This is a genomic window from Xinfangfangia pollutisoli, assembly GCF_020179405.1.
GTDB lineage: Bacteria > Pseudomonadota > Alphaproteobacteria > Rhodobacterales > Rhodobacteraceae > Pseudogemmobacter > Pseudogemmobacter pollutisoli.
Genome location: NZ_JAICBZ010000007.1, coordinates 70,890 through 82,601 on the forward strand (window position 1 = coordinate 70,890; position 11,712 = coordinate 82,601).

The window sequence follows — 11,712 nt, forward strand, 5'->3', positions numbered from 1 at the left end:
GGGATAAGGGAATGACTGCAAACAGGTTGGACAGCCAGAATTCGGGTTGGTATCGGTTCAGGATCGGCGATCTGGAATGCACCTCGCTGTGGGACGGCTATATCCATCACAGCTATGAGGGCATCTTCCCGAATGCCCCGGCGGCGGAAATGGCGCGGCTGCAGGCCGCCTATCGGCTGCCCTCGGACCACATCCCGATGGACCTGAACCCGGTCGTGGTCAACACGGGCGACCGGCTGATCCTGATCGACGCGGGCATGGGCCAGACCTCGCAGATGTTCGGGCCCTATATGGGCCGGCTGACCGAGACGATGCGCGCGGCCGGCATCGAACCCGAGCAGATCGACGCGGTGCTGATGACGCATCTTCACCCCGACCATTCCTTCGGGCTGATCCGCCCCGATGGCAGCGCCGCCTTCCCCAATGCCGAACTTTACTGCACCGAGACGGACTGGGCCGAATGGACCGATGCCGCGATGGTGGCGCGCAGCGATTTCCGTGGCCCCTGGACCGAGGGCACCCTGGCCGCGGTTGCCCCCTATCGGGCCCGCCTGCGCCTGTTCCAGCCGGGCGACACGCTGTTTCCCGGCGTGACCACCTTTTCCGTGGCCGGCCATGCCGCCGGCATGTGCGCCTATATCTTCGAAAGCCAGGGCGAGAAGGTCGTCTTCACCGGCGATGTCTGCCACCACCAGATCTATGACCTGTATCACCCCGAATGGTTCTTCCACATGGACTATGACACCGATCCCGAGCAGGGCGCGCGCGCGAAAGCCGCGATCCTGGCCAAGGTGGTGAAGGAAGGGATCCGGTTTCACGGCTACCACTTCCCCTTCCCCGGCCTGGGCGATGTGGTCAGGGCCGAGGATGGAACCTATCGCTTCCACGCACAGGCCTTCAACCCGCGCATGGGTTGAGCCGAAAGGGCTGAACCGGGCGGGCTGATGCCCGCCCTTTGCATTTCTGAGGCTTGGTCAGACCTTGCGCAGGATGTCGGCGTTGCGCTTGGAATATTCGATGATCGCAAGTTCGCCGGCCAGCAGGATGTGATGCTCGCAGGCGGCGGCGGCGGCCTCGGCGTCATGATCGCGGGCGGCGGCATTGATGATCACCTCCAGCTCGGAAATCGACGGCTCGATCCGCTCGGGGTCGATGAAGGCATAGCGGCGGAACACCGCAATGCGCGCGTGGATCGAACGCAGGTTCTCGGTCAGAACCTCGTTTCCGGCGCCCTCCATCAGCTGACGGTAGAAATCGGCCTTGATCTCCTCGCGGGAATCGATGTCGCCGTGGCGATATTCCTTGTCCAGCCGGTCGCGCAGCCGCAGCAGCTTTTCGCATTGCCGGGGCGAGGCGTTCAGGGCGAACAGCTTGCCCGCCAAGCCTTCCAGCGCGGCGCGCACGACATAGATCGACTTGATTTCATGTTCGGTCAACACGACCACGGCCGGGCCGATATTGGGCAGGACGCGGATCAGATGTTCGGATTCCAGCTGGCGCAACGCCTCGCGGATCACCGTGCGCGACACGCCATAGGTTTCGCACAGCGCGCTTTCCACCAGACGCTGACCGGGCAGAAGCGCCTCGTTCACGATGTCTTCGCGGATCAGCTTGACCACCTGCTGGCGCAGCGGTGCGGCCTGTCGTTCAATAATTGCACTTTTCGACATACGACTCTCCGCGACTTGCCATGTCTTACGATATTACCCCCCCTCTGCAATCAAGGCGAGAGTCCCTGTTTGGTGCAAGGCCGTCGCAAGGGCCATGCTTCAGGCTGCAGATCCGCCGGGCCGCGGCGTGGTGGCCCGGCGGAAACCGGGGCGATCAGGAACTATAGCCTGAATCGGCCATGATCAGCTGCGCATTGATCGCCGAAGACGCCTCCGACAGCAGGAAGGCCACCACATTGGCGATCTGTTCGGGCTGCAGCAGCTTGCCGGTCGGCATGTCGTCCAGCCAGCGCGCCATGATTTCGGGATTGCTGATTCCCACCGATTTCAGCATTTCGGTTTCGGTATAGCCGGGCCCGACCGCATTCACCCGCACGCCCGTCTTTGCCCATTCGACCCCGACGACACGGGCAAGATGCGCCACCGCCGCTTTGGACACATCATAGGCCGCGTGCAATTCGGGGCGGACGGCCTGAACGCCGGCGATCGAGGACAGGATCACGATCGCCCCCGCACCGGCCTGCACCATAGGCCGGCCCGCGGCGCGGACCGAATAGAACACGCCGTCCAGATTGACCGCCATGACCCGGCGCCATTCGTCATCGCTGTGGTCCAGCAAGGCGTTGGAATTGGCGAAGGCCGCATTGGCGACGAAGCCGTCGATCCGGCCATGGCCGGCCAGAACGCCCGCCACGAGCGCATCGACCGAGGCGCTTTGGGTGACATCCACCTCAACCCCCTCGGCCCTGAAGCCGCGCGCGCGCAGGCCTGCTGCGGCCTCGGCCGCGCCCGACATGTCGCCGATGATCGCGGTCGCGCCCTGGGCGCAGACCGCTTCGCAGATCGCCGCGCCAATGCCGCGCGCGCCGCCGGTGACGATGATGACCTTGTCCTTGAACATCGGGGCTTCTCCTTTACTGAGCCGTATAACCGCCATCGCAGACCAGGCTGGTCCCGGTCACGAAGCGCGCCTCGTCCGAGGCGAGAAACAGCACGCAATTGGCGACATCGACCGGCTCGCCCAGGGTCAGGGGGTGCTTCTCGCCCATCATGGCCAGATAGTCCTCCTTGCCCTTCGGCCAGGTCTCGGCCGCCTGCAGGAACAGTTCGGTCTTGGTCGATCCGGGATGCACCGCGTTGACGCGGATGCCATAGGGCGCATAGCAGATCGCGTCGGTCTTGCTCATCAGCAGGACGGCGCCCTTGGTGGCGTGATAGGCCGGCAGGTCGGCCGAGCCGATCAGCCCGTAGATCGACGAGAAATTGACGATCGAGCCGGACTTGCGCGCCATCATCGAAGGCAGGACGTGCTTCGTCATGAAGAACGTGCCCTTCACGTTGATGTTGAAGACGAAATCCCACTCGGCTTCCGACATCTCATGGACCAGCTTGTTGACGCCGGGGGTGGCGGCGTTGTTCACCAGCACGTCGATGGCGCCGAACGCCTCCAGCACCTGCGTCACCGCGCCCTGCACCGCCGCCTCGCGCGTCAGGTCAAGCTTGACGAAGACCGCCCGGCCGCCCGCGGCGGTGATCTCGGCCGCGACGGCCGCGCCTTCGTCGAGAATGTCGAAGACCGCGACCGCCGCCCCCTCTTCGGCCAGCCGGATCGCCGTCGCCTTGCCGATCCCGCGCGCGCCGCCGGTGACGATCGCGACCTTGCCCTCTACACGCCCTTTGGCCATGCCTTCCTCCCTTTGCAATTCCCACTTGTGCCCGGCGCCCTGCCCCGATGCGCCACCGAGGCCAATTCGCCGGGGCCTATTTGATGAACTGGTATTTCTTGCGGTCGGTGGTCAGGGCCACGGCGAAGATGATGACCAGACCCTTGACGATGTCCTGGGTGAAGCCGCCGACCCCGGTCACATCCATGCCATTCGACAGGATCGCGATCAGCAGCACGCCCAGAATGGTGCGATGCGGCCCGCCGACCCCGCCCGACAGCGCCGTGCCGCCCATGACGATGGCCGCGATCGAATTCAGCAGGATCGACGACCCCGCGGCGGGCGTGCCCGCGCCGACCTGGCCTGCCAGCATCGCCCCGGCCAGACCGCACAGCGCGCCGCAGACGACAAAGGCCCAGATCTTGAAGCGGTTGATCGGCACCCCGGAATTCGAGGCCACAACCTCGCCGCCGCCGATCGCGTACAGGTAGCGGCCGAATTTGGTGCGCAGCGACACGAAGGCCAGGACCGCGGCGGTCACAAGCGCCACCGTCGCCACATTGGGCAGGCCCAGGATCACCGAGCCATTGACCAGATCGGTATAGGCCCAGTTCTGGTAGATGATCGCGATGCCGCCCGACAGATGCCCGGCAATGCCCGCCAGCACCGACATCATCCCCAGCGTCGCCAGAAAGGACGGCACTTTCAGGTAGACCATCAGCCCGCCATTCACCAGACCGACCGCCGCCCCCGTGGCCACGGCCAGCCCGATGCCGCCCAGACTGCCATAGGCATCGACGGCAATCGCGGTGACCAGCGTCGCCAGCACCACCGTGGCACCCACCGACAGGTCGATCGACCCGATCATGATCACCAGCGTGCCCGCCAGCGCCACCAGCAGCAGCACCGAAGATTGCATGCCGATGTTCTGGAAGTTCATCAGCGTGAAGAACAGCGGGTTCTGGATCGCGAAAAAGGCGATCAGCGCGATCACCGCCAGAAGCTGCGCAATGATCCCGTAATAGGCCCGAAGCGGATGCGGCCCGGTCTCGGCGCGGGGGCCCGAGCGGGCGTTTGTTGTGGTGCTCGACATTGCTCTCTCCCTCAGATCATGTGCTTGACGATGGCGGATTCTTCCGGCTTCGCCCCGACATCGGCCTTGAACTCGGCCGTCACCTGCCCCTTGCGCATCACAAGGATCCGGTTCGACAGGCCGATCAGCTCGGGCAGGTTGTCCGAGATCAGCAAGACCGCCGTGCCTTCGGCCGCGATGTCGCGGATCAGGTCGTAGATTTCTTCCTTGGCCCCCACATCCAGCCCGCGGCCCGGCTCGTCCAGGACCAGAACCCTGACGCCGCGCGCCAGCCATTTCGCGAAGACCACCTTCTGCTGGTTGCCGCCCGACAGGCTGCGCGCCAGGGCACCGCGGCCCGGTGCGCGCACCCGCAGCCGCTTCAGCCAGAAATTCGCCAACTCGGCGCTTTTCCGGGACGAGATGCTGAGCCCGCTGCGGTCCATCACCCTGGACAGACCGGGCAGGGTCAGGTTCCATTCCAGCGAATGGGCGCCGATGATCCCGGCCAGGTTGCGTTCGGCCGGCACATAGCCGATGCCTTCGGAAATCGCCTGATAGCTTGACCCCGAGGCGATCGCGCGCCCGCCCACCTGCACCTCGCCGCCGTCGCGCGGGGTCAGTCCGGCCACCATGCTGGCCACAACCGACTTGCCCGCGCCCAGGACCCCGGCAAAGCCCAGGATCTCGCCCTCGCGCAGATCGAACGAGATCTCGGCGACCGCACCCTCCTTGCGCAGCCCCCTGGCCGACAGGATCACGCGGTCGCCCGGATCGCGCTGGCGGAATTCCTTGTAATATTCCTCTTCGCGCTTGCGGCCCACGATCAGCTCGTGCAGCCCGTCGGGGCTGGTTTCGCCGGCCGCCAGCTGGGCCACCACATTGCCATCCTTCAGCGCCACGATTTCGTCGCAGCAGCGGAAGATATCGGCCATGGAATGCGACACGATGATGATCGACGCCTTCGATCGCCAGTGCTGGATGCCGTCGAACAGCTTTGCCGCCTCTTTCTCGGACAGGGCCGAGGTCGGCTCGTCCAAGAGGATGATCGGCTCGACCGGATAGACCCGCGCCAGCGCGAAGGCCTTGGCGATCTCGACCAGCTGGCGCTGACCGAAGGACAGATCGCCCGTGACCGCGCGCGGATCGACATTGTCGATGTTCAGATCGTCCAGAACGGCCTGCGCCTCGGCGATCATGGACTGTCGGCGAAGGATGCCGCCGACAGAATATTTCGCTTCGCGCCCGAGAAACATGTTCTCGTAGACAAGCAGTTGCGGGATCAGCCCCTGTTCCTGAAAGACGGTCGCCACGCCATGGCGCGCCGCTTCGTCGGGATGCCCGAAGGCGGCCTCTGCGCCATGGATGCGCAGATGGCCGCTGTCGGGCGAGACGACCCCGTTGATCACGCCGAGGATCGTCGATTTCCCCGCGCCATTCTCGCCCACCAGACCGAGAACCTGGTTCTTCTTCAGCGTGAAGCTGACGGACTGGATCGCTGGAATGCCGTTATAGGCCTTGCTGATGCCGTCCAGCTCCAGCGCCGGTTTTGCGGTCAAGGACATGCCGCCTTCCCCCCTGCTTGTCGTGTTCCGGTGCGCGATCTGGCCCTTAGGCCTTGAAGGGGCCGGTCTTGTACTGATCGGCGTAAAGCTTGCGCACGCGGTCGAACTCGCCCGCCGCCTTCGCCTCGGCATAGGCGGGGTTCAGACGGTCCTTGTTCTCGGGGAACAGGGCAAAATGCACATCGGGATCAATGGGTTCGATCCGGGCCTGCGGATCCCAGGCGTCGGGGTTCAGCGTGCGGCTGAGCTTGGTCCAGTCATATTGCGCGCCGGCCTCGCCATAGAGCTTGTCCAGATAGGTCTGCGCGGTATCGGCGGTGATCAGCGCGGATTCGGTGTACATCATCCGCTCGGGCAGCGAGGGCTTCCAGCCGTTCAGCGCATCGAAGACCGAGGTCACCATGAAGGCCGCCTGATAGGCCGGCAGCGAGGAATGCGTGGCCAGCATCCGCCCCGCAAGCACCGAGCGCAGCCCATCGGGCAGACCGTCGACGCCCACGACCGGGGTATCCTTCATGCCGCGTTCGTGCAGCACCGCCAGCACACCTTCGGCGATCGAGTCATTCTGGGCCATGACGCCCTTCAGGTCGGGATGCGCCGTGACCATTGACAGCATCGCGTCGCGGCCCGTCTCGCGGTCCCATTGGGTGCGCACATTGCCCACCAGTTCGATCCCGGGGAATTCGGCCGCGGCCTTCAGCACGCCCGCGGTGCGGAAGGCATCGGTCGGGGTCGGCAGGCCCCAGATATGCACGACCTTGCCCTCGCCGCCGATCTTCTCGAACAGCACCTTGGCCACTTCATAGCCCGCCAGAATCGAGTTGGGCGTCGAATACTGCACATAGTAATCGCCCACATCTGCGGGCGAGAACCAGGCGGGATGTTCCCAGATGTTGGAATAGTAGATCTCGGCATCCTGCAGCACCTTCGCCATCTGCGGCACCGAGCCGTCCGGGAAGGGCAGGCCGATGAACATCTTCGCGCCCTGCTGCGGCGCCGAGCGGACCTGGCTGATCTGCTTGGCCGGATCCGAGCCGTGCAGCATCTGCACGCCTTCCAGCCCCAGCGCGGCGGTGACGGCATCGAAGCCCTTCACCCATTCGACCCAATAGGAATGCAGCACGTCCACCTGGTAGATGATCTTGCCGGTCGTCGCCGCCTGCGCCCCGCCCGGGCCCGGCAGGCCGATCGCCCCGGTGATCCCCGCCGCCGCGGCCAGCTGCATGAACAGGCGCCGCGAGAACGGTTCGTGGATCGCGTTGCCCGCGCGCACGATGCGGGCTTCGGTGGACTCGGTCTTCTTCATTTCGCGCTCTCCTCCGTTGCGAAATTAGCCGATCGCCAGAACGGTCCCGCCCGATCACCCAAGCTGACTGTGCTGATGGTCGCCTCCCCGGAGACGTCGTATTGTATTATGATATTACTGTCAACGAGATCATAATACGGTATGACTGCCTGCGCACTGCCGGGCCTGCGGTCGGAACGTCATGGGGTGGGGCGGCGCAAGGAACGGCGCCGATACGTCACATGTGGCGAAGAACAAACTTGCGCCCATATCGGTCAGGGCTGGCACAGCGGCGCGGTCAGCCGACAGCGGGTGCAGACCGCAGGCGCCAGAGATGTCGGGCTCGCCGGGCTGCTCCGAGAAGGTATCGGGCTGCTCTCAAGCGACTTGTCTGCACGCCCAAGGTGCCCGCCGAGACCCTTTTGAAACTGACCGATCTCGCGGCCTTGCCGGGACGGGAACAGGCGGACCGGGTGTTCGACTGTGCCTCAGTGAAAACTCGCCTGAAACATCGTCGCGGTCAGCGAAACATGCGCGTCCAGCGGAGGATGCAGTTCGAACGCCTTCGGCTCGCGTGAGAAGTTCCACAGCCGGAACAAGCGCCATTCCGCCCTGCGCTCTTCGGCCACGGCCAGTTCATTTCGCGTGATGTGGAAGGGCGTGCGCTCCAAGCCATTTGTCGTCTTAACCTCGATCAGCCGCGGGAGCCCGTCCGGGGCGAAACTCGAGATGTCGTAGCCCGCGCCATCGCCATCCTCCTCCGACACCCAGCGCACCTTGCGCGCCAGATCGTCCCGTCCCGCCGTCCGCAAGGCCGCCCGCTCATGCGCCAGCACGCGCTCTTCTCCCGCACGGCCAAGAGCGCGGTTGCGCTCATCCCGGCCCGCCACGTCGAACTTCTGGGCGATGTGAAGCATCTGCTCCAGCTCTTGTGGCGGCGGATGGTTCGACATGGTAGGTGGCGGACCGATCCAGATCTGCGCCGTTTCTCGCAGACCACCTGCGGGTCGCAAACCAACTTGGCGACCGAGCCATGCCGGATTCAGTGCCAGCCAACGTGCCACGGCGTCTACCAACGTCATCTGGAAGTTGAAGGCGGGCTTGTAGCCAAGGATCCAGTCCTCGCCGAGCCCCTTCAGCACCGCGCTGATGTTCTGGCGCTTGAACTCGATGGAACTGCGATTGCGGTCGATGCGGGCCTGAAGGTCCCGATTGTGCTCGGCCTTGTTGTAGGGCCGTCCGGCGATATCGTCGGCCAGCATCGCGAAGTAATCCGCGACGATCAGGTCGTTTTCTTGATCTGTCCAGGCCGCGCTTGACATTGCGCCAGGCTAGGAGTGGAACCTGCCTTTGTCATCAAAGACTTCGCGCAAGTCTCCCAAGACAGACCAACCACCACGCCGCCTGTGTCGCGTCTCCGTCATCTTCGAGACAAGCCGGAACGTGTGAAACACGGGCGCAGCGCAACCCCATCAGTTCATTGAAATATATGGGAGTATTGAAACCGTCTCGCCGAGACCGAAAGCCGGGCGCAAAGAGACGGCGCGCGTTCGGAAAGCGATCTCGCGCGGCTGGCGAGCCCGGGAAAGGCGGATGGTCCCGGCAAACCCCTTTGACACATAAAGAAAAAGGCCCCGCGACGGACCTGCCTTAGGGTTTGCGATGTGCAAGTGGCGGAGTGGAAGGGATTCGAACCCTCGAGACGGTTTCCCGCCTGCACCCTTAGCAGGGGTGTGCCTTCGACCACTCGGCCACCACTCCGCCGGCGTGTTTATTGGGGAAGATCGGCGGGGGCAAGGGGAAAGCTGAGGGGGTTCAAACAGAAGGCGGCAGAGAGGCGGGGCTCAGGCCGGGCAGGTGCTGGGCACCGGCGGGGCAAGGCGTGCCGCCGGGGCCGAGGCCGGGGGGCCTTCCGCCCCCGCCCCTCAGGCGTTGAACAGGAAATGCAGGACGTCGCCGTCCTTGACCTCATAGGTCTTGCCCTCGACCCGGAACTTGCCGGCTTCCTTCGCGCCCGCCTCGCCCTTGCCGGCGACATAGTCGTCGAAGGCCACCGTCTCGGCCCGGATGAAGCCCTTCTCGAAATCGCCATGGATCACGCCCGCCGCCTGCGGCGCCAGCGTGCCCTTCTGGATCGTCCAGGCGCGGGCCTCTTTCGGGCCGACGGTGAAATAGGTCTGCAGGCCCAGAAGTTCGTAGCCGGCGCGGATCAGCCGGTCGAGCCCGGCCTCGTGCAGGCCCATCTCTTCCAGGAAGACCCCGGCATCCTCGGGCGGCAGCTGGGCCAGTTCCTCTTCGATCCGGGCGGAAATCACCACCACGCCCGCGCCTTGCTGCGCGGCCATCTGGGCCACCCGGGCCGACTGGCTGTTGCCATTGGCCGCCGAGGCTTCCTCGACATTGCAGACGTAAAGCACGGGCTTGGCGGTCAGAAGCTGCAAGAGGCGCCAGTTGCGGGCGTCGTCCTCGGCAACCTTGACGCTGCGGGCGGGCTTGCCCTCGGCCAGCGCCTTTTCGGCCAGGGTCAGCAGACGGTCCTGCTCGACCGCCTCTTTGTCGCCGCCCTTGATCTTGCGCGCCAGATTGGCCCGCCGCCGCTCGATCGATTCCAGATCGGCCAGCATCAGCTCGGTCTCGATGGTCTCGGCATCGGCCACCGGGTCGATCCGGCCCTCGACATGGGTGATGTCGCCATCTTCAAAGCAGCGCAGCACATGCGCGATGGCATCGCATTCGCGGATATTGGCCAGGAACTGGTTGCCCAGGCCTTCCCCCTTCGAGGCGCCACGGACAAGGCCCGCGATGTCGACGAAGGTCATCCGCGTCGGGATGATCTGCTTCGAGCCGGCAATCCCGGCCAGCACGTCCAGCCGCGCATCGGGCACCGCCACTTCGCCCACGTTCGGCTCGATGGTGCAGAAGGGGAAATTCGCGGCCTGCGCCGCCGCGGTGCGGGTCAGCGCGTTGAAGAGCGTCGACTTGCCGACATTCGGCAGCCCCACGATGCCCATCTTGAAACCCATTGCGCCCTCCATCGGCCTGACGCGCCCTCTTAGGCGGAGGGCGGCAAAGGTTCAAGTTCCCCGACTCGGCCCGCGCCGCTAGTCTTGCGGCAATGACAGGAGGTGTGACGATGACTTTCGACCCCTATCTGCATTTCCAGGGCAATTGCCGCGATGCGATGCAGGCCTATCACCAGATCTTCGGCGGCAATCTGCAGATGATGTCCTATGCCGAAGCGCCCGATGCGCCGCCGGACAGCGCCGGGTCGGACCGGATCATGCATGCCACGCTGCTGGTCGAAGGGCGGATGCTTCTGGGCGCGGATTTCCCGCCCGGTATGACCGGCGATCCGCAGCAGGCGGTGTCGGTCAGCTTCACCGCGGCCTCGGTTGACACGGCGCGCCAGGCCTTTGGCCGGCTGGCCCAGGGCGGGGCGGTGATCATGGAGTTCGCGCCGACCTTCTGGTCGGACGGGTTCGGCATGGTGAAAGACCGTTTCGGCACGCATTGGATGGTCTCGGCGCCCTGGCGGCAGGGCTAGGCGCGGGCCTGCGGGCTTGATTTCCCCCGCGCGCCCGTGCGAGACCCGGGCGGATGTTTCAGGGGGCTTCGATGACCAGGATCGACGACACGTTCGCGCGGCTGAAGGCCGAAGGGAAAAAGGCCTTTGTCTCGTATATCATGGGCGGCGATCCCGATGCGGAGACCTCGCTTCAGGTGATGCAGGGCCTGCCGGGCGCGGGGGTCGACATCATCGAGCTGGGCATGCCCTTCACCGATCCGATGGCCGATGGCCCGACGATCCAGGCCGCGGGGCAGCGGGCGCTGGAAGCCGGGATGACCATGGACAAGGTCCTTTCCATGGTACGCGCCTTCCGCGCCGGCGACCAGAAAACGCCGATCGTGCTGATGGGCTATTACAATCCGATCTATTCCCGCGGCGTGGACCGGTTCCTGACCGACGCGGTCGAGGCCGGGATCGACGGGCTGATCGTCGTCGACCTGCCGCCCGAGGAAGACAGCGAGCTGTGCATTCCCGCCCAGAAGGCCGGGCTGAACTTCATCCGGCTGGCCACGCCCACCACCGATGACAAGCGCCTGCCCAAGGTGCTGCAGAACACGTCTGGCTTTGTGTATTACGTCTCGATCACCGGCATCACCGGCTCGGCCACGGCGCAGGCGGGCGATGTGGGACCGGAAGTGGCCCGGATCAAGCGGTCGACCGATCTGCCGGTGATCGTGGGCTTCGGCATCAACACGCCCGAGGCGGCGCAGACGATTGCCTCGGTGGCCGATGGCTGCGTGGTGGGCTCGGCCATCGTCAAGGATATCGGGGCGGGCAAGTCGGTGGCCGAGGTGCTGGAGCGGGTGGCGGCGCTGGCCGCGGGGGCGCATCGCGCCTGAGGGGCGCGCCTGTCCCGGCCCCGGGGGCGCTTCGCCCCCCGGACCCCCC

At 65.3% G+C, this 11,712-nt stretch carries 11 protein-coding genes and 1 tRNA gene; 3 read left to right on the plus strand and 9 right to left on the minus strand.

The genetic code is table 11. The annotated features are described in order from the left end of the window. The first annotated feature begins 11 nt into the window (after positions 1–11). Positions 12–917, plus strand: a complete 906-nt coding sequence (locus K1Y73_RS04785; RefSeq protein WP_225026854.1) for an MBL fold metallo-hydrolase — start codon at positions 12–14, stop codon at positions 915–917. A 57-nt stretch (positions 918–974) separates the two neighbouring features. Here K1Y73_RS04785 and K1Y73_RS04790 read toward each other — a convergent pair whose 3' ends face one another. The 9 genes from K1Y73_RS04790 to ychF form a co-directional block, all read right to left on the minus strand. Continuing rightward, positions 975–1,670: a GntR family transcriptional regulator gene (locus K1Y73_RS04790; protein WP_225026855.1), complete on the minus strand. Its 696-nt coding sequence runs from the start codon at positions 1,668–1,670 to the stop codon at positions 975–977. A 154-nt stretch (positions 1,671–1,824) separates the two neighbouring features. Then, a complete protein-coding gene (locus tag K1Y73_RS04795; RefSeq protein WP_225026856.1) occupies positions 1,825–2,571 on the minus strand; it encodes an SDR family NAD(P)-dependent oxidoreductase in 747 nt (248 codons plus the stop codon). Positions 2,572–2,584: 13 nt separating this feature from the next. Beyond that, positions 2,585–3,355: an SDR family NAD(P)-dependent oxidoreductase gene (locus K1Y73_RS04800; protein WP_225026858.1), complete on the minus strand. Its 771-nt coding sequence runs from the start codon at positions 3,353–3,355 to the stop codon at positions 2,585–2,587. A 76-nt stretch (positions 3,356–3,431) separates the two neighbouring features. Continuing rightward, positions 3,432–4,427 carry an ABC transporter permease gene (locus K1Y73_RS04805; RefSeq protein WP_225026860.1) on the minus strand — a complete coding sequence of 332 codons (996 nt, stop codon included), beginning with the start codon at positions 4,425–4,427 and terminating at the stop codon, positions 3,432–3,434. An 11-nt stretch (positions 4,428–4,438) separates the two neighbouring features. After that, positions 4,439–5,971 (minus strand): sugar ABC transporter ATP-binding protein, encoded by a 1,533-nt coding sequence (locus tag K1Y73_RS04810; RefSeq protein WP_225026862.1) that lies wholly within the window; start codon positions 5,969–5,971, stop codon positions 4,439–4,441. A gap of 46 nt (positions 5,972–6,017) precedes the next feature. Further along, a complete protein-coding gene (locus K1Y73_RS04815; RefSeq protein WP_225026864.1) occupies positions 6,018–7,277 on the minus strand; it encodes a sugar ABC transporter substrate-binding protein in 1,260 nt (419 codons plus the stop codon). Positions 7,278–7,744: 467 nt separating this feature from the next. After that, positions 7,745–8,578, minus strand: a complete 834-nt coding sequence (locus tag K1Y73_RS04820; RefSeq protein WP_225026865.1) for a DUF3883 domain-containing protein — start codon at positions 8,576–8,578, stop codon at positions 7,745–7,747. A gap of 349 nt (positions 8,579–8,927) precedes the next feature. Beyond that, positions 8,928–9,017 (minus strand) — tRNA-Ser (locus K1Y73_RS04825). A gap of 164 nt (positions 9,018–9,181) precedes the next feature. Next, a complete protein-coding gene (ychF, locus tag K1Y73_RS04830) occupies positions 9,182–10,279 on the minus strand; it encodes a redox-regulated ATPase YchF (RefSeq protein ID WP_225026867.1) in 1,098 nt (365 codons plus the stop codon). A gap of 110 nt (positions 10,280–10,389) precedes the next feature. Here ychF and K1Y73_RS04835 point away from each other — a divergent pair, with 110 nt between their 5' ends. Together K1Y73_RS04835 and trpA are read left to right on the plus strand one after the other, a co-directional pair. After that, the gene (locus tag K1Y73_RS04835) at positions 10,390–10,800 is read left to right on the plus strand and encodes a VOC family protein (protein WP_225026868.1); all 411 of its coding nucleotides are present in this window, start codon (positions 10,390–10,392) and stop codon (positions 10,798–10,800) included. Between the two features lie 71 nt (positions 10,801–10,871). Next, positions 10,872–11,663 carry a tryptophan synthase subunit alpha gene (gene trpA, locus K1Y73_RS04840; protein ID WP_225026869.1) on the plus strand — a complete coding sequence of 264 codons (792 nt, stop codon included), beginning with the start codon at positions 10,872–10,874 and terminating at the stop codon, positions 11,661–11,663. The last annotated feature ends 49 nt before the right edge of the window (positions 11,664–11,712 follow it).

Coding starts and splice junctions, on each gene's coding strand:
- K1Y73_RS04790 (WP_225026855.1), bottom strand. CDS start 1,670: ATGTCGAAAAGTGCAATTATTGAACGACAGGCCGCACCGCTGCGCCAG.
- K1Y73_RS04815 (WP_225026864.1), bottom strand. CDS start 7,277: ATGAAGAAGACCGAGTCCACCGAAGCCCGCATCGTGCGCGCGGGCAAC.
- trpA (WP_225026869.1), top strand. CDS start 10,872: ATGACCAGGATCGACGACACGTTCGCGCGGCTGAAGGCCGAAGGGAAA.
- ychF (WP_225026867.1), bottom strand. CDS start 10,279: ATGGGTTTCAAGATGGGCATCGTGGGGCTGCCGAATGTCGGCAAGTCG.
- K1Y73_RS04810 (WP_225026862.1), bottom strand. CDS start 5,971: ATGTCCTTGACCGCAAAACCGGCGCTGGAGCTGGACGGCATCAGCAAG.
- K1Y73_RS04800 (WP_225026858.1), bottom strand. CDS start 3,355: ATGGCCAAAGGGCGTGTAGAGGGCAAGGTCGCGATCGTCACCGGCGGC.
- K1Y73_RS04835 (WP_225026868.1), top strand. CDS start 10,390: ATGACTTTCGACCCCTATCTGCATTTCCAGGGCAATTGCCGCGATGCG.
- K1Y73_RS04820 (WP_225026865.1), bottom strand. CDS start 8,578: ATGTCAAGCGCGGCCTGGACAGATCAAGAAAACGACCTGATCGTCGCG.
- K1Y73_RS04785 (WP_225026854.1), top strand. CDS start 12: ATGACTGCAAACAGGTTGGACAGCCAGAATTCGGGTTGGTATCGGTTC.
- K1Y73_RS04795 (WP_225026856.1), bottom strand. CDS start 2,571: ATGTTCAAGGACAAGGTCATCATCGTCACCGGCGGCGCGCGCGGCATT.
- K1Y73_RS04805 (WP_225026860.1), bottom strand. CDS start 4,427: ATGTCGAGCACCACAACAAACGCCCGCTCGGGCCCCCGCGCCGAGACC.